The sequence below is a fragment of the Pseudonocardia humida genome, assembly GCF_023898865.1.
Classification (GTDB): Bacteria; Actinomycetota; Actinomycetes; order Mycobacteriales; family Pseudonocardiaceae; genus Pseudonocardia; species Pseudonocardia humida.
In genome coordinates this window covers 47,828-71,880 of the sequence record NZ_JAGSOV010000061.1, presented here as the reverse complement: position 1 = coordinate 71,880, position 24,053 = coordinate 47,828, and the positions used below count along the sequence as shown (strand labels likewise).

General features: G+C 74.5%; 23 protein-coding genes. 12 read left to right on the top strand and 11 right to left on the bottom strand.

The annotated features are described in order from the left end of the window. Positions 1–150: 150 nt before the first annotated feature. Together KDL28_RS28875 and KDL28_RS28870 are read left to right on the top strand one after the other, a co-directional pair. Entirely contained in the window at positions 151–1,050 is a 900-nt protein-coding gene (locus KDL28_RS28875) for a PaaX family transcriptional regulator (RefSeq protein ID WP_252443635.1), read from the top strand. An 81-nt stretch (positions 1,051–1,131) separates the two neighbouring features. After that, the gene (locus KDL28_RS28870) at positions 1,132–1,821 is read left to right on the top strand and encodes a class I SAM-dependent methyltransferase (RefSeq protein WP_252443634.1); all 690 of its coding nucleotides are present in this window, start codon (positions 1,132–1,134) and stop codon (positions 1,819–1,821) included. A 94-nt stretch (positions 1,822–1,915) separates the two neighbouring features. Here KDL28_RS28870 and KDL28_RS28865 read toward each other — a convergent pair whose 3' ends face one another. From KDL28_RS28865 to KDL28_RS28850, 4 genes are read right to left on the bottom strand one after another with little or no spacing between them, the layout of a single operon-like run. After that, complete coding sequence (locus KDL28_RS28865) at positions 1,916–2,215, bottom strand: hypothetical protein (protein ID WP_252443632.1); 300 nt, start codon at positions 2,213–2,215, stop codon at positions 1,916–1,918. Beyond that, on the bottom strand, positions 2,212–2,826 hold the full coding sequence (locus tag KDL28_RS28860) for a response regulator transcription factor (protein WP_308216076.1): 615 nt from the start codon (positions 2,824–2,826) through the stop codon (positions 2,212–2,214). Before KDL28_RS28860 ends, KDL28_RS28865 begins: the two co-directional genes overlap by 4 nt. Beyond that, positions 2,823–4,019 (bottom strand): sensor histidine kinase, encoded by a 1,197-nt coding sequence (locus KDL28_RS28855; RefSeq protein WP_252443630.1) that lies wholly within the window; start codon positions 4,017–4,019, stop codon positions 2,823–2,825. The genes KDL28_RS28860 and KDL28_RS28855 overlap by 4 nt, the downstream gene beginning before the upstream one ends. After that, on the bottom strand, positions 4,016–5,011 hold the full coding sequence (locus tag KDL28_RS28850; protein ID WP_252443628.1) for a sensor histidine kinase: 996 nt from the start codon (positions 5,009–5,011) through the stop codon (positions 4,016–4,018). Before KDL28_RS28850 ends, KDL28_RS28855 begins: the two co-directional genes overlap by 4 nt. 315 nt (positions 5,012–5,326) lie before the next feature. On the opposite strand from KDL28_RS28850, the gene KDL28_RS28845 reads away from it, so the two are divergent. Beyond that, positions 5,327–5,977: a dihydrofolate reductase family protein gene (locus tag KDL28_RS28845; protein WP_252443626.1), complete on the top strand. Its 651-nt coding sequence runs from the start codon at positions 5,327–5,329 to the stop codon at positions 5,975–5,977. Beyond that, on the top strand, positions 5,974–6,513 hold the full coding sequence (locus KDL28_RS28840) for a hypothetical protein (protein ID WP_252443625.1): 540 nt from the start codon (positions 5,974–5,976) through the stop codon (positions 6,511–6,513). The genes KDL28_RS28845 and KDL28_RS28840 overlap by 4 nt, the downstream gene beginning before the upstream one ends. Before the next feature lie 870 nt (positions 6,514–7,383). Here KDL28_RS28840 and KDL28_RS28830 read toward each other — a convergent pair. The 5 genes from KDL28_RS28830 to KDL28_RS28810 all read right to left on the bottom strand — a co-directional run bounded on the left by KDL28_RS28830 (position 7,384) and on the right by KDL28_RS28810 (position 11,379). Then, entirely contained in the window at positions 7,384–7,878 is a 495-nt protein-coding gene (locus KDL28_RS28830) for a DUF1772 domain-containing protein (RefSeq protein WP_252443623.1), read from the bottom strand. A gap of 76 nt (positions 7,879–7,954) precedes the next feature. Further along, positions 7,955–8,446 carry a nitroreductase/quinone reductase family protein gene (locus KDL28_RS28825; RefSeq protein WP_252443621.1) on the bottom strand — a complete coding sequence of 164 codons (492 nt, stop codon included), beginning with the start codon at positions 8,444–8,446 and terminating at the stop codon, positions 7,955–7,957. A 69-nt stretch (positions 8,447–8,515) separates the two neighbouring features. Then, positions 8,516–9,085 (bottom strand): dihydrofolate reductase family protein, encoded by a 570-nt coding sequence (locus KDL28_RS28820; protein ID WP_252443619.1) that lies wholly within the window; start codon positions 9,083–9,085, stop codon positions 8,516–8,518. A 48-nt stretch (positions 9,086–9,133) separates the two neighbouring features. Next, positions 9,134–9,955: an alpha/beta fold hydrolase gene (locus tag KDL28_RS28815; RefSeq protein WP_252443617.1), complete on the bottom strand. Its 822-nt coding sequence runs from the start codon at positions 9,953–9,955 to the stop codon at positions 9,134–9,136. 269 nt (positions 9,956–10,224) lie between these two features. After that, positions 10,225–11,379 (bottom strand): MFS transporter, encoded by a 1,155-nt coding sequence (locus tag KDL28_RS28810; protein ID WP_252443615.1) that lies wholly within the window; start codon positions 11,377–11,379, stop codon positions 10,225–10,227. A 5-nt stretch (positions 11,380–11,384) separates the two neighbouring features. On the opposite strand from KDL28_RS28810, the gene KDL28_RS28805 reads away from it, so the two are divergent. Then, positions 11,385–11,957: a MarR family winged helix-turn-helix transcriptional regulator gene (locus tag KDL28_RS28805; RefSeq protein ID WP_252443613.1), complete on the top strand. Its 573-nt coding sequence runs from the start codon at positions 11,385–11,387 to the stop codon at positions 11,955–11,957. Between the two features lie 239 nt (positions 11,958–12,196). Here the strand turns inward: KDL28_RS28805 and KDL28_RS28800 are convergent, their stop codons facing one another. Next, the gene (locus tag KDL28_RS28800; RefSeq protein WP_252443611.1) at positions 12,197–13,318 is read right to left on the bottom strand and encodes a LacI family DNA-binding transcriptional regulator; all 1,122 of its coding nucleotides are present in this window, start codon (positions 13,316–13,318) and stop codon (positions 12,197–12,199) included. A 161-nt stretch (positions 13,319–13,479) separates the two neighbouring features. Between KDL28_RS28800 and KDL28_RS28795 the strand changes: the two genes are divergently transcribed. Genes KDL28_RS28795 through KDL28_RS28770 form a run of 6 tightly spaced genes read left to right on the top strand, consistent with a single transcriptional unit; the run spans position 13,480 to position 21,787 of the window. Next, the gene (locus KDL28_RS28795; protein ID WP_252443609.1) at positions 13,480–14,574 is read left to right on the top strand and encodes an ABC transporter substrate-binding protein; all 1,095 of its coding nucleotides are present in this window, start codon (positions 13,480–13,482) and stop codon (positions 14,572–14,574) included. A 57-nt stretch (positions 14,575–14,631) separates the two neighbouring features. Continuing rightward, the gene (locus tag KDL28_RS28790; RefSeq protein WP_252443607.1) at positions 14,632–16,167 is read left to right on the top strand and encodes a sugar ABC transporter ATP-binding protein; all 1,536 of its coding nucleotides are present in this window, start codon (positions 14,632–14,634) and stop codon (positions 16,165–16,167) included. After that, the gene (locus tag KDL28_RS28785; RefSeq protein WP_252443605.1) at positions 16,160–17,164 is read left to right on the top strand and encodes an ABC transporter permease; all 1,005 of its coding nucleotides are present in this window, start codon (positions 16,160–16,162) and stop codon (positions 17,162–17,164) included. The genes KDL28_RS28790 and KDL28_RS28785 overlap by 8 nt, the downstream gene beginning before the upstream one ends. A gap of 16 nt (positions 17,165–17,180) precedes the next feature. Further along, on the top strand, positions 17,181–18,173 hold the full coding sequence (locus tag KDL28_RS28780; protein ID WP_252443603.1) for an ABC transporter permease: 993 nt from the start codon (positions 17,181–17,183) through the stop codon (positions 18,171–18,173). Positions 18,174–18,227: 54 nt separating this feature from the next. Then, positions 18,228–19,331 (top strand): mandelate racemase/muconate lactonizing enzyme family protein, encoded by a 1,104-nt coding sequence (locus KDL28_RS28775; RefSeq protein ID WP_252443601.1) that lies wholly within the window; start codon positions 18,228–18,230, stop codon positions 19,329–19,331. Next, positions 19,328–21,787: a GMC family oxidoreductase gene (locus tag KDL28_RS28770; protein ID WP_252443599.1), complete on the top strand. Its 2,460-nt coding sequence runs from the start codon at positions 19,328–19,330 to the stop codon at positions 21,785–21,787. Before KDL28_RS28775 ends, KDL28_RS28770 begins: the two co-directional genes overlap by 4 nt. 122 nt (positions 21,788–21,909) lie before the next feature. On the opposite strand, the gene KDL28_RS28765 is transcribed toward KDL28_RS28770, so the two are convergent. After that, positions 21,910–22,293 (bottom strand): MarR family winged helix-turn-helix transcriptional regulator, encoded by a 384-nt coding sequence (locus KDL28_RS28765; protein ID WP_252443597.1) that lies wholly within the window; start codon positions 22,291–22,293, stop codon positions 21,910–21,912. A 194-nt stretch (positions 22,294–22,487) separates the two neighbouring features. Here KDL28_RS28765 and KDL28_RS28760 point away from each other — a divergent pair, with 194 nt between their 5' ends. Next, complete coding sequence (locus KDL28_RS28760; RefSeq protein ID WP_256502955.1) at positions 22,488–23,870, top strand: MFS transporter; 1,383 nt, start codon at positions 22,488–22,490, stop codon at positions 23,868–23,870. The last annotated feature ends 183 nt before the right edge of the window (positions 23,871–24,053 follow it).

Below are 24,053 nucleotides of genomic sequence, written 5' to 3'. Positions count from 1 at the left end.
CCGAGGCGCCCGGAAGGGTGATCACGCAGCGCTCGGTGGTGCGGGTCACAGGGACCTTAGAAGCGTCTTTGACGTACGTCAAGATTGTGTCTAACGTTCGCCGCGTGGCAGGCTCGACCCGGGGAGCGGGTCGAGGCGGGAGGGCGAGGCGTGTCCGAGGGTGCGCTGCAGGACTGGGGCGCGGTCGACGCCGCCGAGCCGGGTGCCGATCCCGGAGCCGGGCCCGACGGCCAGCCGCACGGGCACCGCCCCCAGGCCCTGCTGTTCAGCTTCTTCGGGGGCGTGGTGCGCGGGCGCGACCTCCCGCCCGTCCCCTCCGCGGTGTTCATCCGCCTGCTCAGCGGGCTGGGGGTCGCCGAGGCCGCCGCCCGCGCCACGCTGGCCCGGATGACCCGCCGGGGCCTGCTGGAGCGCACGCAGGTCGGCCGGGCCGCGCACTACCGGCTCACCCCCGACGCGGAGGCCCTCGTGCGCAAGGCCAGCCTGCGGGTCGCCTCCCCGGCACCGTTCGAGCACCCCGACGGCGAGTGGACGCTGCTCAGCTACTCCGTGCCCGAGAGCCGCCGCGACCTGCGCCACCGCGTCCGCGCGACCCTGACGTGGGCCGGTTTCGGAGGGCTGCGCGACGGGGTGTGGATCGCCCCGGGGACCGTCGACGTGGCCGCGGTCCTCAACGACGCCGGGCTCGACGAGGTCACCGGCCTGGCCGAGTGGTTCGCGGCCTCGCCCATGCCGGACGTGCGGGTCCAGGCGTTCATCCGCAGGGCGTGGCCGGTGGACCAGATCCGGGAGCGGCACGGGGAGTTCATCCGGACCTGGTGGGCCGGACCCGGAGCGGGGGACCCCCTCGGGCGGATCACGCTGCTGGGCGCGGACTGGCTGCGGGTCCTGCGCGCCGACCCTGGGCTGCCCGCGCGGCACCTCTCCGCGGACTGGCCCGCCGCCCAGAGCGCCGCGGTGTACCGCCGGTGCTACTCCGACCTCCTCCCCGCCGCCGACCGGGCCCTCGACCTGGAGCTCGGTTCCTCGATGACATCCCCGACGCCCTGAACCGGCTCCCGGCGGGCTGCCTCGCCGATGGACATCCCCGGGCTTGACATCGAGGGCCCCTGAGCATCCACCGTGGTACCCATGAGCGCTCCGGCCACCCCCGCATCGCCCGCCCCGTCCTGGACCACCGGTACCACCCCCAACCGCTTCGCCGCGCTACCGGCCGGGCGCCTCGGTCGGCTGGGCGGGCGGCTGATGCGCCTGCTCAACCGCGGCCAGCAGCGGGAGGTGCTGGCGCTGCTGGCGGCGGGCGAGGTGGACGGGGCGGTCGAGGTGGTCGAGGTCGGCCCCGGGCCCGGTGCACTGCTCGGGCTGCTCACCGCCCGTGCGGACGTGCGGCGGGTGATCGGCGTCGAGCCGTCGGTGGACATGCGGGCACTGGCGATCCGGGCCAACGCCGCGGCAATCGCCGCCGCCCGGCTGGAGGTCCGACCCGGAGACGCCGCCACCACCGGCCTGCCCGACGGGTGCGCCGACGTGGTCGTCTCGGTGAACACCGTGGCGATCTGGCCCGACCTCGACTCCGGTGCCGGCGAGCTGCGCCGACTGCTGCGCCCCGGCGGCCGGCTGCTGCTGAGCTGGCACGGCGGGCGTGCCCCCAGCCGGGCCGCGCGACCCCTGCTGCTCGACGAGGCCACGCTCGGCCGGATCGAGACCGCGCTGCGGCGGCGCTTCGACACCGTCGAGCGCACCATGACGCGCCGCTGCACCGTCTTCGACGCCCGGGTCGCCCGGGCCACACGGCTCGACCCGAACCCGCCTGCACGCTGACCCCGGGCCCGGGATCGCGGCTGGAACCACTGGCGGGGGAACGCTCAACTCAGCGGTCCGTAGCGGAAGCGAAGCCTGCGGCGCCGCGCACCCGCTACACGTCGTCGACCTCCACGACCCGCACGTCGATGTGCGCAGCGCGAAGCCGGGCGCGGTGCGCGAGCCGCTCGGGGTCCGCCGCGTACGCCTCGTGGGCGGCGCGGGAGGCGAAGGACACGATGTGCACCTCGACCGTGCCGCCGGCGCCCCGCAGGCGCCGCTCGAGCCGGCCCGAGTGCCGTGCGAGCAGGGGCAGCACCAGGCTCTCGTACTCCTGGAACGCGCCGACGTCGGCCGCGGCGACGTCGGCCACCAGGACCATCGTGAGGCGCCGCTCGGCGTCGTCGGTGCTCACATCCAGCCGGCCTCTCGGGCGATGCGGATCGCGTCGATCCGGTTGCGGGCGCCCACCTTGGTGATCGCGTTGGACAGGTAGTTGCGCACGGTGGCGGTGGACAGGCACAGCCGGGTCGCGATCTGCTCGGTGGAGGCGCCGTCCTGCGCCGCGCGCAGCACGTCGGTCTCGCGGCCGGTCAGGGGAGTGGTGCCGGTCTCGATGGCCGCGGCGACGAGCTCGGGGTCGATCACCCGCTGGCCGGCGGCCACGCGGCGGATCCCGGCGGCGAGCGCGTCGGCGGGGGCGTCCTTGAGGACGAACCCGCGGACGTGGGACTGCAGGGCGCGCAGCAGGTGCCCGGGCTGGCTGAGCCCGGTCAGGACGAGGACCCGGCAGCTCGGGAGGCGGTCGTGGAGCTGAGCGGCGGCGGTGATGCCGTCGCAGCCGGGCAGCTCGATGTCGATCACGGCGACGTCGGGCCGGGTGCGCAGCGCCGCGTCGACGATCTCGTCGCCGCGCTCCAGCTCAGCGACCACCTCGATGCCCGGTTCCAGCGCCAGCAGCGCCACCAACGCGCCGCGGATCATGTGCATGTCCTCGGCGATCAGCACCCGGACGGGGTCGGTCACGGCAGCTCCTCGGGCAGGTCGACGGCGAGCCGGAACCGTCCACCGGGCAGGGGCCCGGAGGTCAGGACCCCGCCGAGGGGGGCCAGGCGCGCGGTGAGGCCGGCGATGCCGCTGCCGGGCGCAGCGCCGTCGGGGGTCGCGCCGTCGGGGGTCGCGCCGTCGGGAACCGCGCCGTCGTTGACGAGCTCCAGGTGCAGGCGCCCGTCGTGCTGATCGCCGCGGATGGTGACCCGGGTGGCCGTGCTGTGCCGCAGCACGTTGGTCACCCCCTCCCGCAGCACCCAGCCCAGAGCGTCGTTCTGGGCCCGCGGGGTGTCGGACAGCGCGACCTCGATCCGGGTCTCGATCCCCGCCGCGCGCAGCAGCCCCGCCGCGCCGTCGAGCTCGCTGCGCACCGACGTCGGGTGCCGGTCGAAGGCCACCGCGGTCACGTCGCGCAGGGCGGCCCGGGCGACGGCGGTGAGGCTCTCGACCTCGGCCAGCGCCGCCGGCCGGTCGGTGGCCCACAGCCGCATCGCCAGCTCACCCTTGAGCGACACCGCGGACAGGCTCTGCCCGAGGACGTCGTGCAGGTCGCGGGAGATGCGCAGGCGGTCCTGCGCGACGGCGGCCTCGGCGAGCTCGGCGTGGGCGGCGGACAGGTCGTCGAGCACGCGGACCAGGCGGGTCGCGGCGAGCAGCGCGATCGGACCCAGCGCGGCGACGGTGAGGTTGTAGGCGGCGGCCCACGCCGTCACGAGCGGCCCGAGCGCGTACTGCTGCACGGCCTGCAGCGTCAGCACCGCCTCCGAAACCAGGACGACCAGCGCGCCGAGCGCTGCGCCGGTCCGGCGGGGCAGCAGCATGACCAGCGAGGCCACGAGCGCCCACTGGGTGATGATCCAGCTCTGCGGCAGCCAGGTGAGTGGCAGGTACACCAGCACCGCCAGCGCGAGCAGGCTCAGCGGCCAGGCGGGCGGGCGCACGCCGTCCGCGGCGGCGAGCGCGTGGCGCACCTGCAGCAGGCAGACGCCGATCGCGGCGGCGGTGGCGATCGCCCGGTCGAGGGGGCTCGTGGTGTCGCTGAGGAACACGGCGAGCAGGACCGGGACGAGCAGCAGCGGCACGTGCGCCGCGGCGAGCAGCAGGCGTGACCGCACGCCGAGCGGGCGCCCCGACGGTGCGGACCGGGAGAGCAGGGCGGGTGGGGTCATCCCGGTACCCGCGCCCGCGCACCGGTGTCGTCGGGCAGGACGACGAGCCGGGGCGCGGCGCCCACCCCCTCGGTGTCGACGCGCAGGACGACGCCGCCGGTGGCCCCACCCCGCAGCAGCCGGGCCGTGGCCGACCGCAGCTGCCGGCGCACCGCCGCCTCGTCGTCGGCGAGCAGTGCGGCCCGCGGTCCGACGACCCGGGCGGGGATCCCGGCCGCTGCGAGCAGGGCCACCGCCGACTCCAGCTCCGCGTGGATCTCCGAGCGCTGGTACCCGCGGACCACGCGGCGCGCCTGCGCCAGCGTCCGGCGCGACGCCGCGACCAGCTCGGCCAGCTCGGCCGGGCCGCTGCGTGACGGGCCGGAGAGGCGTTCGCCCCGGTCGGCCAGGTCTGCGAGGGCGACGCCCACCGTGGCGCTCAGCTCGTCGTCGATGCGCAGCCGCTCCCGCAGCAGGGCCTGTTCGGACAGCTCGCCTCGGGCCTGCTCGAGGCGCCGCACCGCGGCGACGAGCGCGACGACCGCGTAGAGCCACAGCACCTCGGTCGGGTACCAGAAGTCCTGCACCGCACCGCCCAGGGCCACCGCGAGCGGCGCGGTCGCGGCGACGAGCGCGAGCAGGACCGCGGGTGCCCGAGCCGGGCGGACCAGCAGCATCGCCGCCACGGCGAGGGCCGGGAAGACCGCAAGGGACTGCGTGCCGGTGGTCATCGCCGCCGCGACGAGCACGGCGCCGATCCCGCCCACGAGCCACCACGCCCCGCGCGGCCGGCGACCGCCCACCACGGCGACCACGATCCACAGGAACGGCGGCAGGTAGCAGACGGTGGCGAGCACCGCGGGCAGCAGCGCCTCCGGTGTGCCGCCGACCGCGATCGCCGCGACCTCGAGCACCGGGAAGGTCGTGCACGCCGCGACCGCGACGCCGATGGACCACCGGTCGCCCCCGCGCGGCCGGTCCGCGGTCCCACCGGCGGTCTGCGTCGCTCTCACCTGCCCACGTCCGACCCGCTCGTCCCGCAGGGGCCGGGCCCGGACGGGCCCCGCCCCTGCCGGCAGTGTGGCCGCCGAGGTGCCCACCGCTCAACACCATTCCCCTCCCGGCGGGCGCCCGCCGCTCCCCGCTGGTCGCAGTCTGCGCCGCCGGCGACCGTCCGGGCAGATGCCTATGTCGTGGCCCGGACGGTGACGGACGTCATCACCGGCGGGCGCTGGACGTCACGGCGATCATCGGACTCCCGGCTCTGCCCCCCGTCGTCGCTCCCGGCCAGGCTTGCGGGACTCACCAGGACAAGACGGGAGCTCCACGTGCAACTCAGTGTGAACACCTTCCTCAGCCTCGACGGCGTGATGCAGGGTCCGGGCGCGGTCGACGAGGACACCAGCGGCGGCTTCGACCGCGGGGGGTGGCTCGTCCCGCAGGCCGATGCCGCCAGCAGCGAGGTGGTGGCGGGCTGGTTCCGCCTCGCCGACGCGATCCTGCTCGGCCGCAGCACCTACCAGATGATGCGCACCTACTGGTCGCGGGTCACCGACCCGGACAACTCCGTCGCGGTCGCGCTCAACACCTACCCCAAGCACGTGGTGTCGTCCTCGCTCGACGAGGCGGCGGCCGACTGGACGGGCACCAGCCTCGTCCGCGGGGACGTGGTCGACGCCGTGCGCCGCCTCAAGGAGCAGCCCGGCCGCGAGCTCCAGGTGCACGGCAGCCACCGGCTCGCCCGGACCCTGCACGACGCCGGGCTCGTCGACGTATACCGCCTGCTGTACTTCCCGGTCGTCGTCGGGACGGGCAAGCGCCTGTTCGACGAGGGCGCGGTGCCCTCGTCGTTCCGGGTGGACGGCGGCGAGATCCTCGGGTCCGGCGCGGTGTCCCTCACGCTGGTGCCGACGGCGTTCTCGACCGGCGACTACGTGGTGCGCGGCGGCCAGGAGGCCGTCACCTCCCCGGCCGGATGACCCGTACCGGGCGCCGCTTCGTCGCCGCGTGGCCGGCCTACGCGATCACCGCGGCGGTCGGGGCGTTCGTCGCGGTGGTCGGCGCCCTGTGGGTGGCCGCGCACGTCGTCGCCCGGCAGCCGGTCGACGCGACCGCGTGGATCATCCTGCTGGCCACCCTGCTGCGCGCGGTCACCGTCGTCATCGCCCTGTCGAGCGTGCGGCGGTGGGGCCGTGCCCTGCCGCCGGTGGTCGTGCTGACCGGGCTGTGGGCGTGCGCCGCGGCCCAGCTCGCGTACCCGGTCGCTGAGTTGGCGGTCAAGCTGGCGCTGGTGGCGGGCGTAGTGGACCTGCCGGCCACCGGGATCGGTGATCTCGGTGCGACCGGCTGGTTCAACCTCTCGGCCGCGTGGGTGATCTTCGGCCTGCCGGGGGCGCTGTTCGTCGCGGCCGCGGTGTCCTACCGCAACCGCCGGTCGGTGAGCGGTCCGTGGCCGGTCGTCGGCATGCTCACCGGCACCGCGCTGCTGTTCGCCCTCGGCTGGTTGATCGGCTGATTCCGTGGCCGGGCGTGTCCTACCGCTCGGCACGCAGCCACAACACGGTCGACGCAGAGACGGTCTCGACCGGTGGTGGGCCACCCGCTTCGCGTAGCGGGTGGCCGGCCGCCGCGCCAGCTGATTGGCTCACTGAGCCCATTCCACGTGGCGTCGCCAGCGAGGACGAGGACTGACCTGCACCGCCTTGACCAGGTCGTTGTAGCAGGTCGAAGGTCGGGCCGGCGCCGCGGTAGCCGCTGTCGGCGACCACCTGCACCCCGGCCGCGGTCCGGTCGGCCGCGGCGCGGCTTGCCGGGTTCCAACTCGCGCAGACGCTCCGGCACCGGACCGTAGCCATGGTCATCTTCCCGCTCGACATCGAGGCGCAGGTGCTTCTGGCGATCGGCTGGTCTGCGTGGCACTGGGTCCTGGCCGCGTTCTTCGCCATCCCACTGCCCACCACGGCGCCGGCCCCGGCTTCGACCTGCCCCAGCGGCGGCGTCGCACCGATCCCGAGACCGGGCAGCGCCGGCGGTTGTCGCGGCTCAGCGCGCGGTCAACGCCGCACACGCCGCTCAACGGGGGCCGGGTGAGCGAGCCAACGCGGTCCTCACGTCCTGGAAGGTCCTGCGCAAGATCCGCTGCTGCCCGTCACGAGCTACTGCCCTGGTCGACGCCGTGCAGGTGCTCGTTCTCGCCGGCTGGCGCCCAAGTGGAAGGGGCTCACTGACTGACAAGCGACCCGCAGTGGTGCAGATCGCACCGGACGATCGCGACCGTCGATCTGTGTGCGCGGAGATCCGCCAGCGCGGATCGAGGACGAGACCCGCTGTTCGACGCCTCCGAGCGCACGACGCTACCGCAGGTTGCGCCGCGGCCCAGTCGCGGTCATGCCAGGGCGATCACCTGCAGGGTCAGGGCTGCGACTGCGAGCGCAGCGCGGGCCAGGTGGCCGGTCTCCCATCGACGCCGCAGGGCCGTCCAGTCCACGACCGGCGCGCCGGCCCCGCTGGCCGCGACTCCGAAGAAGCGGGCGCCCCACGTCGACACCCCCGGCTTGTCGCGCAGCCACTCACGGTTGACGGGGTGAACCACCAGCCAGTAGGTCGCCACGAGTCCGATCAGCGCCACGCTCGCGGCGAGGCGCATGGCGAAGTCGCCCGAGCCCGGATACGTCAGGGCCGCCGAGACGACGACCGCCACCGTCGCCGGCACCTCCAGGACCCCGACCGCGGTGAAGCCGGGGTAGTAGATCGTCTGGACGAGCCGGTACCCCGACTCGTCCAGACGCCGCTTCCCCGGCACCTCCAGCGCATGAGCGGCCGCGGGGATCATGACGACGGCGGCCAGCAGCGTCGCGACGACGTGGACGAAGGTGTTCATCGATCACCGTCCCGGAGCGCGGGCACGATCAGCACGCCGGTCTTCGTGCACGGTGGGCGGATCGGCAGACGCGATGTCAGTCGGACGCGGGGTCGGAACGACCGGTGCGGGGCTCGCGAGGTTCGGTCTGCGGGGTGAGCAGGACGACCGGGATCGTGCGGTCGGTCTTCTGCGCGTAGTCGTCGTAGAGGGGGAAGATCTGCGCCATCCGGGTCCAGAGGGGTTCGCGCTCGGCCGCGGACGCGACCCGGGCGTGAGCGGTGAACCGGTGGGGGCCGACCTGCACCCCGACACTCGGGTTCGCCAGGAGGTTCTTGAACCACGCGGGGTCCTCGTCGGCACCCCCTTTCGAGGCGACGACGACGTACTCGCCGCCGGAGGTGCCGTAGATCAGGCAGGTGCGGCGCGGCCGGCCGGTCCGGCGTCCGGTCGTGGCGAGCACGAGCGTGAGCACCCCGCCGTTCTCGTGTCCCTCGGCGCCACCCGACGCCAGGTAGGTGCGGGTGTGCTCGGCGACCCAGTCCCACCGGGAGTCGGTAGCGCGGTCGAGATCCTCGGCGGTGGCCATGTCGGCTGTCCTTCCGGTAGGTGGGATGGTGCGGGCTCGCTGCTGCCCCTGTCCTGAGACTCGTCCCGCTCAACCCTTGATCTCGTAGCGCAGGAGCACCACGCCGTTGTCGAAGGAGGTGGCCTCGATCAGACGCAGGTCTCGCCGATCCTCGAAGGCGCGGGTTCCCTTGCCGCGTGACGCCGGGCAGACCAGCATCCGGACTTCGTCGACGACGCCGGCGCCCAGCAGGGAGCGCATGAGCGTCAAGCTCCCCCACAGCCAGATGTCCCGGCCGCTCTGCTCCTTGAGCCCCCGGATGGTGGCGACCGGGTCGCGCGTCACCGTCGCGGCGGGGAAGTCGCCCCAGGGCGCGTCGATCAGCTTCGACGAGACGACGACTTTGGCGAGGTTGTTGAGCTTCTCGCCGTACTCGCCCTGCTCGACGGCGTACGGCCAGTAGCCCGTGGACATGTGGTAGGTGGTGGCACCGAGGACCATCGTGTCGACCGAGTCGACGAAGCTCATCAGGCTGTTCTTGAACGGGTCGTCGGTCGTTTCGTCGTCGAACGGCTCCCCTGACACGAAACTGAGCCCGCCGTCCTCCTCCGCGGCGATGTTGTCGACGGTGACCCACTGCTGGACGATGAGCTTGCGCACGTCGGCGGTCCTCTCGAGAGGTATTGCGCTGGTGGCCGCGGCAGGTGGTCAGGTCCACGCGGCGTCGCGTCCTCGGGCGAACGCCAGGAGCTGCTCGTTCACCACGTCCCGCGCGGTGACGTAGAGGCCGTGCGGTGCCCCGTCGACGAGCCGGAACCGGGCCCCGGGCACGAGTTCCGCGGTGGGTCGTCCGGTGAGGTCGATCGGCGCGGAGGCGTCGGCATCGCCGTGGACGACGAGCAGCGGCACGTCGATCCGGCGCAGGTCCTCGGTCAGGTCGGTGCCGGTGAACGCCCGCAGGCACGCGACCTGCACCTCCAGCGGGGTGGTGAGGATGGCGCGCACGCCGTCGTCGACCAGGGCCTGCGACACCCACGCGCCGGTGCCGGTGGTGGCGAAGTAGGCGGGGGCGGAGTCGTGGAACCAGCGGGGCCGGTCGGCGACGATGTCGGCGACCATGGCCTCGACGAACGCCGGGCCCACCGCGCCGGCGAGGTGCGGGGTCATTGCGCCGACGAAGGCGACGCGGGCGACGCGGCTGCTGCCGTGCCGGGCCAGGTAGCGGGTGGTCTCGCAGGTGCCCATGCTGTGCGCGACGACGGTGAGGTCGTGCAGGTCGAGGTGGTCGATGAGCGCGGCGAGGTCGTCGGCGAGGGTGTCGAGGTCGTAGCCGGTCCCGGGGACGTCGGAGCGGCCGTGGCCGCGGCGGTCCATCGCGACGCACCGGAAGCCGGCCTCGACCAGGGCGCGGACCTGGTACTCCCACATGGCCGAGCTCAGCGACCAGGCGTGGACCAGGAGCACCGGGGGGCCGTCGCCGACGTCGGTGTGGAACAGGCGGGTGCCGTCGGGGCTGGTGTGGAAAGGCATCGGGTCCTCCGGCGCCGGGCCCGGCCGGGATGACCGGGGGACTCCGACGACCGTGCCAGCGCGCGGACCGGCGGAGCAGAGATCGATGTCCCCGGTGCGCGATGACGAACATCATCGGTACCTCCAGCCCGCCCACCTCCCGGGGCCATGGGCCCGGCGTCGGCGCGGTTGCGCCTCGCACGAGCCACGGTCAGGTGAGGCGTCCTGGAGCGGGCCGCCGCGTACGCCGCCCGGGAGACGTCGATGAGATCGAAGCCGACGATCCGGGATCAGCGAACCCGGTCCGGCGGGCCGGCGGGCAGGGCGCGTCGACCGAGCAGCGCGACCGCCAGCCCGACGCCGAGCGCGGCCGACACCACCAGGAAAGCCGGTCCGCCGCCGTGCCGGTCGGCCAGCTGGCCGGCCACTGCGGAGCCGACCGCACCGCCGAGCTGCCCGATGCTGGCCAGCCAGCCGTAGGCCTCGCCCGCCCTTCCGGCCGGGGCGGCGTGCCCGACCAACTCGTCGGAGACCGCCAGCCACGGCGCCAGTCCCATGCCGAAGATCCCGATGGCCACGGCCATCTGAGCGGGGACGGTGGGTAGGACGAGCGGGAGCGACGTCGCGAACAGCACCGCCAGCAGAGCCGGGTAGGCCACCGGGAGCCGGACCGACCGGCGCCGCGCGGCCAGCAGGAGGCCACCGGCCAGGCTGCCCACCGACCACACCGTCACCAGCAGGCCGGCCTGCTCCGGATAGCCGCTGTGCGCCGCGAACGCCGGCACGAGCACCCACATCGCGCCCATGCACACCCAGTACGCGAGGTACACGGCGCCGAGGACGCGGACGCCTGACGCGGCAAGCGGGGATCTCCCGGGAGCGTTCGCCGGCGCGTCCGGACGGCTGCGGGGGACGAGGGCTGCGACCAGCGCCAGGGCGGCGGCGCCGGTGAGCACGCTAGCCAGCAGAGCAGCCCGTGGACCGCTGAGCGCCGACCAGGCCGTCACCCAGAGCGGGCCGGCCACGTACACCACCTCCTGGCCCACGGCGTTGGCGGCGTAGCCGCGGGTGAGCGCGTCCGGCGGCAGCAACGTCGGCAGCATCGCCCGCACGCTGCTGGTCACCGGTGGTGTGACGACCCCGCACAGTCCGGCCATCAGCACGAACGCCGTCGGCTCGGTGGTCGCGGCGAGTGCAGCGCCGGCCGCCGACGCGGCGGCGGCGGCGACCAGCAGGACGCGGGCGTCGCCGAATCGGGGGAGCGCGCGGGCCCACGCCGCTGCGGTCCCGGCGAAGCCCAGCGCCGCCGCCCCTGAGGCGGTACCGGCCGCGGCGTAGCTGCCGGTGTTGTGCTCACCGAGCAGCACGATCAGCAGCGGGCGCATGGCGACCGGCAGGGAGGCGAGGCTCGCGACGGCGATCAGGATGCGAGCTGATACATTCATGACTTATGAATATGCCTGCGGACTCGTCGGCAAACCTGTTGGGGGCGCTCGCGCTGTTCGTCGGGGAGCGGATGCGTGAGGCCGTGACCGGGGCGGTCGGAGCCGGCGGCGCCCCGGCCGAGGCCCTCATCGCGATCAAGGACCAACCGGGGTGCACGGCGGAGTGGCTGGTGGGTGTGCTGAAGCTGTCCCAGCCGGGCGTGGCGCACGTGGTGCGGCGCCTCGGTGAGGCCGGCTGGATCGAACGCCGCCCCGGCCCCGACGGCCGCAGTCGCGGCCTGCACCTGTCCCCGGCGGGTAGGGAGGTCGCCGCTCGCGTTCTCACCGCGCGCGAGGACGTGCTCGTCGACATGGTGGAGGATCTGTCGGTCGCCGAGCGGGACCACCTGCGTGCGGTTGCCGACCGACTGCTCCGCCCGTCAGCACGCACCGACCGGGATCTCGGGCGGCTGTGCCGTCTGTGCGACCGCTCCCGGTGCGCGCCATGCCCGGTCCACGAGGGTTACCTGACCGCATGCGACGAGCGGCCGGCGGGGGACGAGCACGTCGGACCGGTCACCCACCTCCCCGAGGGCTGACCCGCTGGATCGCGGTTGCCGGAGCGGTCTGACAAGGGGGCCGACGGCGTCAGCGGGCGCGGCTCGCCGGCTGCCACCGACGAGGCTGGCGTCGGGTACCACGAGCCCTCGCCCGACGAGGCCCGCCCGCGCCCGCGCGCACGGGGACCGCAGGCGCGGGCCGCATGCCGACGGTCGGGCACCCGGCTCTGTGCTCCGCGCGGGGTCGCTCGCCCCGATCGAGCCCGACGCGCAGGAGCTCAGCGGGGTGGTCGAGGTCGTGCACGGGACCGTCCAGTAGCGGCGGACCGCGGTGGGCCGGGCTCCCCGCCTGCGACCTCCTGACGACCGGCCGGGCGCGCGGTGGATCGCCGCTCCACCACGACGGGGCGCGTGGGCACGACGACGTCGGCGGGCGGTTCGCCGCCCAGCTGGCGCAGCACCGCGTCCACCGCGGCCGCGCCGAGCTCCAGCAGCGGCATGCCGATAGTGGTCAGCGGCGGGTCGAGGTGGTCGGCGAGGGGGAGGTCGTCGTAGGCGACGACCGAGACGTCGTCGGGGATGCGCAGCCCGAGCGAGCGGACCGCGTGCAGGGTGCCGACGGCCTGGCCGAGCGTGCTCGTGTAGAGGGCCGTCAGGTCGGGGACGCCCCGCAGCAGCTCCTGCGCCGCGCCCGCTCCACCGCGCTCGTCGAAGGACCCGCGGGCGATGCCGCCGGGGTCCAGCCCGAGCTCCCGCATCGCCGCGACGAACCCCGCGGCCCGCGCCCGCGCGGGTTGCAGCTCCTCGGGGCCCGACACCAGCCCGATGCGCCGGTGGCCCAGGGCGTGCAGGTGCCGCACCGCGGTGGCGCTCGCCGCCGGGAGGTCCATGCCGACGTTGCGGCCGGAGCCGGGGACCTCCCGGTTGACGAAGACGTGCGGCACCCGCGACAGCCGGGGGGAGGCCAGCAGCTGGTGGTCCGGCCGGGCCGAGGCGATGAGCAGCCCGTCCACCCGCCCGGCCTCGACGAGCTCGGGGAACGCCTCGTCGGCCGCGTCGTCGGTGGTGTCCTCGGCCAGCAGCACGACGTAGCCGTGCTCACGGGCGCGCCGGTAGGCGCCGCGGATGATCCGCGAGTAGACGGGGTTGCCCAGGTCGGGGATCAGCAGCGCGAGCGCCCGCGTCTCGGCGCCGGCCAGTGCCCGCGCCCCGGCGTGCGCCCGGTACCCCAGCCGCTGCGCGACGGCCCAGATGCGCCTGCGGGTCTCGGGCCGGACCGTGAGCGTCGGGTCGTCGTTCAGCACGCGCGACACGACGGACTTGGTCACCCCCACCTCGCGCGCGATGTCGATCAACCGGGCCCGCTCGGGGCGCGGCGTGGGGACGGGCGGGTCGATCACGCGGCCTCCTGGAGCTCACTCCGAGCGTAGTGCAGGAAAACCGGTTTCCACCTGCGCCTCCCCGGCCACGGAGGGTTGACTGCGGTGCCGGGACGGGGCACCGTGGCTCCATCAGAAAACCGGTTTCCTACCGGGCCCAACGACGGGATGGAGGACATCGGATGCGAGTCGGGACGAAAGCTGTGGCCGGGGGTCTGCTGGCGGCGGCGCTGGCGCTGGCGGGGTGCTCGAACGACGCCAGCCCCGCCGGCGGAGGCGGTGAGGCGGGGGCGGCGCCCACCGCGTCGGCCGACTGCCCGCTCGCGTCCGCCGCCGACCCGGGCAACTCGGCCCCGCCGACCGGGGTTCCGATGGCGACCGCGGCGCCCAAGCTCCCCGTGAAGGACACCTACACGGTCGCCTTCAGCCAGAACGCGAGCAACAACCCGTGGCGGCTCGCGGAGACCGCGAGCATGCGCGAGGAGGCGGAGGAGCGGGGCCACCAGCTCACCGTCACCGACGCCAACAACGAGCAGGCCAAGCAGATCCAGGACATCAAGGGCCTGATCGCGCAGAAGCCCGACGCGCTGTTCATCGCCCCGATCACCGAGCAGCTGGGCAACGTGGTCGTCGAGGCCGCCGCCGCGGGCATCCCGGTGTTCCTGCTCGACCGCGACGTCGACAACACCGTCGCCAAGCCCGGCGAGCAGTTCGTCACGGTGATCGTCTCCGACTTCGTCCAGCAGGGGAAGCGCGCGGCCTGGGCGATGGCCAAGGCCACCGGGGGCAACGCGAAGATCATCGAGCTGGAGGGCACCACCGGCTCGTCGCCGGCGATCGACCGCAAGAAGGGCTTCGACGAGGCGATCACGCAGTGCCCGGGCCTGGAGGTCGTGGTCAGCCAGTCCGCCGACTTCACCCGCGCCGAGGGGCAGAGCGTCACCGAGACGCTGCTGCAGTCCCACCCCGACGCCACGGCGATCTACGCGCACAACGACGAGATGGCGCTGGGCGCCATCGCGGCGGTCCGGGCGGCCGGGAAGGTGCCGGGCAGCGACATCCAGGTCGTCTCGATCGACGGCTCGCGCGACGCGCTCACCGCGGTCGACGCCGGTGAGCTGTTCGCCACCGTCGAGTCCAACCCGCGCTTCGGGCCCCGGGCGTTCGACACGATGGAGCAGTACGCCCGGGAGGGACAGGTGCCCGTCCAGCTGGTGCTCGAGGACCGGCTGTTCGACAAGGCGAACGCGGCCCAGAACATCGCCACCGCCTACTGACCGGTCCCGGCCGGGCGGGCCGCCGCGCCCGCCCGGCCCCGTCCCCGGGGAGCCCCCATGGCCGACGCGCCCCTGCTGCAGATGCGCGGGATCGACAAGTCCTTCGCCGGAGTGCCCGCCCTGACCGGCGTCGACCTGAGCGTCCCCGCGGGCGAGGTCCGCGCCCTGATCGGGCAGAACGGGGCCGGCAAGTCGACCCTGATCAAGGTCCTCACCGGCGTGCACCGCCGCGACGCCGGCCAGGTCGAGCTGGACGGGCGCCCGGTCGACTTCGGCTCCGTGCACGAGGCCCAGCGCGCCGGGGTGGCCACGATCTACCAGGAGGTCAACCTCGTCCCGTACCGCTCGCTCGCCGAGAACGTGTGCATCGGGCGGGCGCCGCGCCGGTTCGGGCTGCTGGACTGGCGGGCGATCAACGCCGAGGCCCGCGAGCGGCTGGCCGCGCTGGACGTGCACGTGGACGTGACGCGGCCGCTGCACGAGTTCCCGATCGCGACCCAGCAGATGACCGCGATCGCCAGGGCGCTGTCGTTCGACGCCCGGCTGGTGGTGATGGACGAGCCCACGTCGTCGCTGGCCGAGCACGAGGTCGGCGTCCTGCTCGACGTCGTGCGGCGGCTGCGCGACTCCGGGGTGGCCGTCGTGTTCGTCTCCCACCGCCTCGACGAGCTCTACGCGGTCTGCGACACGATCACGGTCCTGCGCGACGGCCGCTGCGTCGCCGACGCCCCGCTCGCCGAGCTGTCGAAGTACGAGGTGGTCTCGGCGATGCTCGGGCGGGCGCTGACCGAGTCCGAGCGGCGCGGCAGGCACGTCGGCGCCGCGCGCGCGGCCGGCGCGCCCACCGTCCTGGAGGCGCGCGACCTGCACCGACCGCCCGCGCTCAACGGCTCGTCGGTCAGCGTCCGGCGGGGCGAGGTTGTCGGGCTGGCCGGGCTGCTCGGCTCGGGCCGCTCGGAGACCGCGCGGGCGCTGTTCGGCGCCGACCCGGTCACCGGCGGCGAGATGAGGCTGGCCGGCGAGCCGGTGGCGTTCTCCTCGCCCCGCGACGCGATCCGCGCGGGTCTGGGCTTCAACTCCGAGGACCGCAAGGCCGACGGCATCGTGCCGGACCTGTCGGTGCGCGAGAACCTCACCCTCGCGCTGCTGCCCCGGCTGACCCGCCGCGGCGTGGTCGACCGGGGGCGCCAGCAGGAGATCGTCGACCGGTTCGTCGCGCGGCTGGGCATCCGGATGGCGAGCCCGGACCAGCCGGTCCGCGAGCTGTCGGGCGGCAACCAGCAGAAGGTGCTGCTCGCGCGCTGGCTGTGCACCGACCCGCGGCTGCTGATCCTCGACGAGCCGACCCGCGGCATCGACGTCGGCGCGAAGCAGGAGATCGCCGAGCTCGTCGACGAGCTGGCCGACGACGGCCTGTCGGTGCTGCTGGTCTCCTCGGAGCTGGAGGAACTGATCAACGGCTGCGACCGGGTCGTGGTGCTGCGCGACGGCGAGACGGTCCGCGAGCTCGCCGGGGCCGACATCAGCGAGGACGCGATCGTGCAGGCCATGGCCGAGGGCAGCGCCGGTGCCGGGGAGCACGGCGATGCCTGAGACGGTGTCGGACCCGGCGGCGACCCGCTCACCCGAGTCGGCGGCCGCGGCCACCGGCCGGCGCGGGGCCGTCTGGGCCGCCCGCGCGCAGCGCTACGGGGCCGGGGTCCTGCTCGTGCTGCTGTTCGCCTACAACGCCCTGGCCACCCCCAACTTCCTGACCGTCCAGACGCTGCTCGACGTGCAGCTGCGCCAGGCCGCGCCGGTCGCGATCGTGGCGCTCGGGATGGCCCTGGTGATCGCCACGGGCGGCATCGACCTGTCGGTCGGCTCGGTCATGGCCATCGCCGGGCAGGTGGGCGCGCTGACGCTGCTCGCCGGCGTCGGCCCCGTCGCGGCGGTCGCGCTCGCCCTGCTCGCCGCGGCCGCGTGCGGGGTGTTCAACGGATCGCTGGTCGTGCGCTACGGCGTCCAGCCGATCGTCGCGACGCTGATCCTGTTCATCGCCGGGCGCGGCATCGCGCAGCTGCTCAGCGGCGGCCGGCTGACCGGGTTCCGCGACCCGGCGTTCCAGTTCCTGGGGCTGGGCCGGGTGGCGGGCGTGCCGATGCCGGTGGTGCTCATGGTGGTGCTCGCCGCCGTGCTGTGGTTCGTGGTGCGCTACACCGCCTACGGCCGCACGCTGCTCGCCACCGGCGGCAACCCGCGGGCCGCGCGCCTGTCCGGCGTGCGGGTCGGGCGCGTGACGATGATCGCCTACGTCGCCTCGGCCGCGCTGGCGGGCCTGGTCGGGCTGGTCGTCATCGGCATCACCAGCGCGTCGGACGCCAACAACGTCGGTCTCGGCCTCGAGCTGGACGCGATCGCCGCCGTGGCCGTGTCCGGCACCCCGCTGACCGGCGGGCGGATCTCGGTCATCGGCACGCTCGTCGGCGCCGTCGTGCTCCGGCTCCTGCAGAACACCCTCATCGCCCAGGGCGTGCCGCGCGAGGTCGCGCAGATCGTCACCGGGGTCGTCATCGTCATCGCGCTGTTCCTGCAGCGCCGCAGCCGCTGAACGGGAGGGGTCCCCGATGACCGCACCGGTCCACGTCGCGCCCCGGCCCCGCCTCGGGCGGGTGCTGCAGCAGCAGGGCGCCCTCATCGCCCTGGTCGTGCTGGTCGTGTTCGGCGCGCTGCGCTACGGCGAGCAGTTCGCCACCGGGTTCAACATCCAGAGCCTGCTCGCAGACGACGCCAAGTACGCCCTGGTCGCCCTGGGCATGACCTTCGTGATCATGACCGGGGGCATCGACCTGTCCGTCGGGTCGGTCGCCGCACTGGGCGGCGTGGTCGCCGCCCAGCTCAGCGGGGCCGGCCTGCTGCCGGCGATGCTCGCCGCGCTCGGCGTGGGGGCCGCGGTCGGCCTGGCCAACGGGGTGCTCGTGGCCCGGTACGGCCTCGCGCCGTTCCTGGTCACGCTGGCCACGCTGCTCGTGGCCCGCGGGCTCGCGCTGCAGCTCGCCGACGCCCGCTCGGCCGTGGCCGACCCGGCCAGCGGGTTCCAGGACTTCGGCCGGTGGTCGCTGCTCGGGATCCCGGTGTCGTTCTGGATCGTGCTGGTGCTCTTCGCGGCCGGTGCCCTGGCCCTGCACGCCACCGACTTCGGCCGCCACGTGCTCGCCACCGGCGGCAACGAGGACGCGGCGCGGCTGATGGGCCTGCCCGTGGACCGCACGAAGGTCGCGGTCTACGTGCTGTCGGGCACGCTCGCCGGCGCGGCCGGGGCGTTCCTCGGCGCGCAGACCGGCTCGGTCGACGCCGCCGCGGGCCAGGGCTGGGAGCTCACCGCCATCGCCGCGGTGGTCGTCGGCGGCACGCTGCTCACCGGCGGCGTGGGCTCGGTGTTCGGGACGCTGGTCGGCGTCCTGCTGCTGCAGCTGATCTTCAACCTGATCGTGTTCGAGAACGGGCGCGGCGTCATCGAGATCAGCTCCTACTGGGAGTCGGTGATCCGCGGCGCGTTCCTGCTCGCCGTCGTCCTGCTGCAGGTGCGGCTCACCCGCCGGCGGGCGGCCCCCACCTGACCGGTGCCGCCGTCCCCCCGCACCGCACCGCCCGCTGCCCACCCGGGAGCGCCCATGCCCGTCGTGACCACCGTCCGCACCGACTTCTACCAGGTGCCGCTGCCGGTCGTGCTGACCGACTCGACGCACGGGGAGATCCCGCACTTCGAGCTGGTCACCGTGCGCCTGGAGGACTCCGACGGCGCGACCGGGCTGGGCTACACCTACGCGGTCAACTCCGGCGCCGAGGCGTTCGCCGTGCTCGTCGACCGCTACCTGGCGCCCGTCGTCGTCGGCGCGGACGTCGACCGCACCGAGCACACCTGGCAGGCGATGTGGTGGGCCCTGCACTACGCGGGCCGCGGCGGGCACGCCACCTCGGCCATCTCCGCGGTGGACGTGGCGCTGTGGGACCTGCGCGCCCGGCGCGCCGGGCAGCCGCTGTGGCGCCACTTCGGCGGCTTCGACCCGCAGGTGCCCGTCTACGCCGGCGGCATCGACCTCGACCTGCCCGTCGAGGCGCTGCTGGAGCAGTCCGACCGGTTCCGCGCGGAGGGCTTCCGGGCGATCAAGATGAAGGTCGGCCGCCCGGACTGGCGCGAGGACGTCGAGCGGGTGCGCCGGATGCGCGAGCACCTCGGCGACGGCTTCCCGCTCATGGTCGACGCGAACATGAAGTGGTCGGTCGACCAGGCGGTCAAGGTGGCGCGGGCGCTGGGCGGGTTCGACCTGGTCTGGCTGGAGGAGCCGACGATCCCCGACGACGTCGAGGGCCACGTGCGGGTGCTGCGCGACGGGGGCCTGCCGATCGCCGCGGGGGAGAACCTGCACACGCTCTACGAGTTCCGCACCGCGATGGCCGCCGGCGCGGTGACCTACCCCGAGCCGGACGTGTGCAACGTCGGCGGCATGACGGTCTTCCGCAAGGTCGCCGCGCTGGCCGAGGCGCACAACCTGCCGGTCACCTCGCACGGCGCCCACGACCTGACCGTGCACCTGATGGCCGCCGCCCCCAACCGGACCTACATGGAGGCGCACGGCTTCGCGCTGGAGCGCTACCTCGCCGAGCCGCTGGAGATCAGCGACGGGGTGGCGGTCGCCCCCGAGCGCCCCGGCCACGGGCTCACCTTCGACTTCGCCGCGCTGGAACCGCACCGCGCCGGCGGGAGCCGGCGGTGACCGCGGAGCCGGAAGGGGTCGACCCGGCCCGCGACGGGCTGCTCAGCCTCAGCCCGCACCAGGCCCGCACCGTCGCGGCCGTGTTCGAGCGCATGTTCCCCGCGGGCGCGGACGGGCCCGGCGCCGTCGAGATCGGCGCGGTGACGTTCCTCGACCGCGCCCTGGCCGGACACGACCGCCACCTGCACGAGAGCTACCAGCTCGGGCTGGCCGCGCTGGACCGAGCCGCGCGCGACCGCTGCGGCACGGGCTTCGCCGACTCCACCCCCGAGGAGCAGGACGGCCTCGTCGCCGACCTGGCGGTCGCCCGGCTGCCCGGCTTCCACGTGCCCGAGCAGGGCGGGTTCTTCCACGTGCTGCGCGCGCACCTGCAGGAGGGCCTGTTCGCCGACCCCGCGCACGGCGGCAACCGCGACCTCGCAGGCTGGCGCTTCCTGGGCCACCCGGGCGTGTGGCTGGAGCACTCCGCCGCGGAGCAGCGCGCCGACGAGCCGGCGGACAAGGGCGGGGAGGTGCGCTCGCTGGCCCACGCGGGCTTCCGGCTCGGCGGGCCCGCGGAGCCGGCGCCGGACGTGCCCGGCTACGACCCGCAGCGCGCGGCCGTCGAGCCGCCCGGTCCGGCCGACGTCATCATCGTCGGGGTAGGGGCGGTCGGCGGGTTCGTCTCGGCGCTGCTCGCCGACGCCGGGCTGAAGGTCGTCGGGTTCGAGGCCGGCGGGTGGCGCCACCGCGGCGACTACCACCCCGACGAGCTCGGCGCCGCCTACTACTGCCGCGGCGACATGGGCCCGAAGTTCCTCGCGGAGGCCCCGCGTTGGCGCCGCAACGCCGACGAGCCGACCCGGCCGATCACGTTCAGCCTCGGCCGCATGATGAACGGCGTCGGCGGCTCCGTCGTGCACTGGGGCGGCGCGCTGCGGCGGATGCACCCCTACCAGTTCGCCTACCGCAGCCACGTGCTGGACCGCTGGGGGGCGTCGGCGGTGCCCGAGCACGCGACGCCCGCCGACTGGCCGCTCACCTACGACGAGCTGGAGCCCTACTACGACCTGTGCGAACGCGTCGCGGGCGTGGCGGGGGACCGGCACGGCAACCCGTTCGTGCCGCGCCGCACCGACTACCCGATGCCGCCGCTGCGACCCACCCGCAAGGGCGCGCTGTTCACCGCCGCCGCCCGCGGGCTCGGCCTGCACCCGCACCCGACCCCGGTGTGCGTCAACAGCGTCCCGTACAACGGCCTGCCCGCCACGCGCTACCATCCGTGGAGCGCCGGGTTCGGCGGGTTCCACGACGACCGCTGGAACCCCGGGCTGACGTCCGTGCCGCAGGCGCTGGCCAGCGGCAACCTCGACCTGCGCACGCACTGCCGGGTGCTGCGCGTGCTCACCGACCGCCAGGGCCACGCCGACGGCGTCGAGTACGTCGACCCGCTCGGCGTCGTGCGCACCCACCGCGCCCGGACCGTCATCCTGGCCAGCTACACGTTCGAGACGGTGCGGCTGATGCTGCTCTCGGCCGACGACCGCCACCCCGACGGCCTCGGCGGCTCCACCGGCCGGCTCGGCCGCCACTTCATGGTCAAGCAGTGGGGCGACGTCTACGGGCACTTCCCGGCGACGGTGTTCAACGCCCACACCGGGCCGGCCGCGCAGATGGTCACCCTCGACGACTTCAACGCCGATGGCTTCGACAGCGCCGCGCACGGGTTCCTCGGCGGCGCCAGCCTCAACGTGGAGAACCAGCAGCTGCCCCTGCAGATCGCCCGCGACCCGCTGCCGCCGGGCGTCGCGTCGTGGGGCCGCGCCTACCGGGAGCACCTGCGAGAGTGGCAGCACATCGCGGCCGTGCGCATCCAGCCCGACTCGCTGTCCTACACCACCGATTTCCTCGACCTTGACCCCCGCTACCGCGACCGCAGCGGCTTCGGCCTGCCGGTCCTGCGCGTCACCACGGACATGCGGCCCAACGAGCACCGCCTGCAGGACTTCATGCAGGACCGGTGCGCGGAGATCCTCACCGCCATGGGCGCCACCCGGACCTGGAACGGCCCGCGCTACCGCGGGGTGGCCAGCAGCCACGACCTGGGCGGCGCCCGGATGGGCGAGGACCCGCGCACGTCGGTGGTCGACCGCGACCTGCGGGTGCACGACACCCCCGGCCTGCTCGTGTTCAGCGGCGCGGCGTTCCCGACCTGCACGGGGGTCAACCCGCACCTCACGATCATGGCGATCACCGCGCGGGCGACGCAGCGACTGGTGGAGCGCCTGCGCGGCGTTCCCGAGCGGATCGGGCCGCTGGAGGGCGGAGGCGCCGAGGGTGAGAGCGATCGAACAGGGTGCGGGTTCGGCGACGCGGCCGCGGGCGTCCAGTCCGGCCCGGCGGGGTCGGCGCCGTCGGCGGCCCGACCAGCTGGTCGCGCAGGTGCTGTGGGCAGCAGCCAGCGGGAAGAGCGGTGAACTCGGCCGGCGCGGGGCCGGCTGGTCGTAGGTGTCCGACCTGCGTGCAGTGGTCGCCGAGACAGGTAGCCCGGGCAGATCACGCACGACCGTCGCGGCGCAGCGAGGGCGGCGAGGGGTGGCTACTGCGGGTCGAGCGTGGTCGCCAGCACCGCGCGGTGGGTGGGCCTGGCATCGAGGTAACGCCGGCGGCCGTGCTCGGTCAGCCGCACGAAGATCCCGCGCCGGTCGTCCTCGCACAGCGAGCGCTCGACCAGCCCGTCCCGTTCCATGCGGGCGACCAGGCGGGACGCCGCGCTCTGGCTCAGGTGCACGGCCTCGCTGAGCTCTGCGCCCCGGCACTTGCCGAGCTGGCACCCGGCGAGGCGCTCCAGTGCCTCGAACTCGGGGACCCCCAGGTCGTGGTGCTGGCGCAGCTCCTGCTCCAGGGCGTTGTAGACCGCGGCGTGCCGCGCCAGCAGGCCCTGCCACCGCCGCACCAGCTCGACCTCGGACACGTCGCCCACGACGCCGACCCTAGCATGCACAAGCATCTTATGCAGCTACATTAAATGCGTTGGCATTAGATGCGCGTGCATGTACTTTCGTCGTCGTGCCCGACAACCCACCGCTCTCCACGACCCCGACCCGCACGGCCTCGACCCGCCCGACCCCGACCCGCACGACATCGACGCAGTGGGACGCACGGCTCTGGGGCGTCCTGCTCACCGTCTCGCTCGTCGTCGGCCTCGATGCGCTCGACGTGTCGATGGTCGGCGTGGCCCTCCCCGCGATCCAAGCCGACCTCGGCCTGTCCACCAGCGCCCTGCAATGGGTCGTCAGCGGCTACGTCCTCAGCTACGGCGGGCTGCTGCTGCTCGGCGGGCGCACCGCCGACCTGCTGGGCCGGCGCCGGGTGTTCCTCGTCGCGGTGGCCGTGTTCGCCGTGGCCTCGCTGGTCGGCGGCCTGGTCGACGACGGCACGCTGCTGATCGTCACCCGGCTGCTCAAGGGCGTGGCGGCGGCCTTCACCGCGCCCGCGGCCCTGTCGATCATCACCACGACCTTCGCCGAGGGCCCGGCCCGCAACCGGGCGCTCGGGATCTTCGCGGTCTTCGGGGCCAGCGGCTACTCCGCCGGGCTGGTGCTCTCCGGCCTGCTGACCGAGATCGGCTGGCGCTGGACGTTCCTGCTGCCGGTGCCGGTCGCGCTCGTCGCCCTGGTCGCCGCGCACCGGCTGCTGCCGCACGACCGCCCCGACCGGACCGGCGGCTACGACCTGCCCGGCGCCGTCATCGGCGTCGCGGCGATGCTGCTGCTGGTCTACACCGTGGTCGAGGCGCCCGAGGTCGGCTGGGCCGCCCCGCGCACGCTGGCCCAGTTCGCGGCCACCGCGCTGCTGCTGGCCGCGTTCGTGGTGATCGAGCGGCGCACCGCGCACCCGCTGGTCCGCCTGGGCATCCTGCGGTCCGGACCGCTGGCCCGGGCCAACCTCGGCGCCACGCTGTTCTTCGGCGGCTACCTGGGCTTCCAGTTCCTGGTGATGCTGTACCTGCAGTCGGTGCTGGGCTGGACGCCGCTGCAGACCGCGCTGGGCTTCCTGCCCGCCGCGCTGATCGTCGCCTTCGGCTCGCCGCGGATGGAGCCGCTGATCGACCGGTTCGGCACCTCGCGGACCATCGCGGCCGGCGTGGTCGCCCACGTCGTCGGATACCTGCTGTTCCTGCTCGTCGACCGCGACGCCCCGTACGCGATCGGGGTGCTGCCCAGCATGGTCCTGCTCGGCCTGGGCTTCATGCTGGCCTTCGCCTCGTTCAACATCCAGGCCACCGCGGGAATCCCGGACTCGGAGCAGGGCCTGGCCGGCGGCTTGCTGAACACCTCCCTGCAGGTCGGCGGCGCCGTCGGACTGGCCGTGGTGACCGCGGTCCTGGTCGCCAACGGCGAGGGCCGCACCGGCCCGGACGCGCTGCTGGCCGGCTTCACCCCGGCGCTCGTCGTGATCACCGGCTTCGCCGTGGCCGGCCTGGGCGTCGCCCTGTCCGGCATCGTTCACCGGCGCCCCGCCCCGGCGCGGACCGACGAACTGTCCCCGAACGGCTGAGACACGGGGTCGGCGGGTGCGTGCGAGGGAGCGGCGCACCCGACAGGCCATGCCGGGCTCCTGAATCCAGCCACTTGGTCTGACCAGCGGTTTCACCCGGCGGCGTCGTACTCGTTGACCAGTCCGCCGAGGATCGGTCGACGCGGCGGGCGTGGAGTTCCGCCGGCCGGGCCCGGATCGGCC

Coding starts and splice junctions, on each gene's coding strand:
- KDL28_RS28870 (WP_252443634.1), top strand. CDS start 1,132: ATGAGCGCTCCGGCCACCCCCGCATCGCCCGCCCCGTCCTGGACCACC.
- KDL28_RS28855 (WP_252443630.1), bottom strand. CDS start 4,019: ATGACCCCACCCGCCCTGCTCTCCCGGTCCGCACCGTCGGGGCGCCCG.
- KDL28_RS28840 (WP_252443625.1), top strand. CDS start 5,974: ATGACCCGTACCGGGCGCCGCTTCGTCGCCGCGTGGCCGGCCTACGCG.
- KDL28_RS28830 (WP_252443623.1), bottom strand. CDS start 7,878: ATGAACACCTTCGTCCACGTCGTCGCGACGCTGCTGGCCGCCGTCGTC.
- KDL28_RS28825 (WP_252443621.1), bottom strand. CDS start 8,446: ATGGCCACCGCCGAGGATCTCGACCGCGCTACCGACTCCCGGTGGGAC.
- KDL28_RS28815 (WP_252443617.1), bottom strand. CDS start 9,955: ATGCCTTTCCACACCAGCCCCGACGGCACCCGCCTGTTCCACACCGAC.
- KDL28_RS28810 (WP_252443615.1), bottom strand. CDS start 11,379: ATGAATGTATCAGCTCGCATCCTGATCGCCGTCGCGAGCCTCGCCTCC.
- KDL28_RS28805 (WP_252443613.1), top strand. CDS start 11,385: ATGAATATGCCTGCGGACTCGTCGGCAAACCTGTTGGGGGCGCTCGCG.
- KDL28_RS28795 (WP_252443609.1), top strand. CDS start 13,480: ATGCGAGTCGGGACGAAAGCTGTGGCCGGGGGTCTGCTGGCGGCGGCG.
- KDL28_RS28790 (WP_252443607.1), top strand. CDS start 14,632: ATGGCCGACGCGCCCCTGCTGCAGATGCGCGGGATCGACAAGTCCTTC.
- KDL28_RS28785 (WP_252443605.1), top strand. CDS start 16,160: ATGCCTGAGACGGTGTCGGACCCGGCGGCGACCCGCTCACCCGAGTCG.
- KDL28_RS28780 (WP_252443603.1), top strand. CDS start 17,181: ATGACCGCACCGGTCCACGTCGCGCCCCGGCCCCGCCTCGGGCGGGTG.
- KDL28_RS28775 (WP_252443601.1), top strand. CDS start 18,228: ATGCCCGTCGTGACCACCGTCCGCACCGACTTCTACCAGGTGCCGCTG.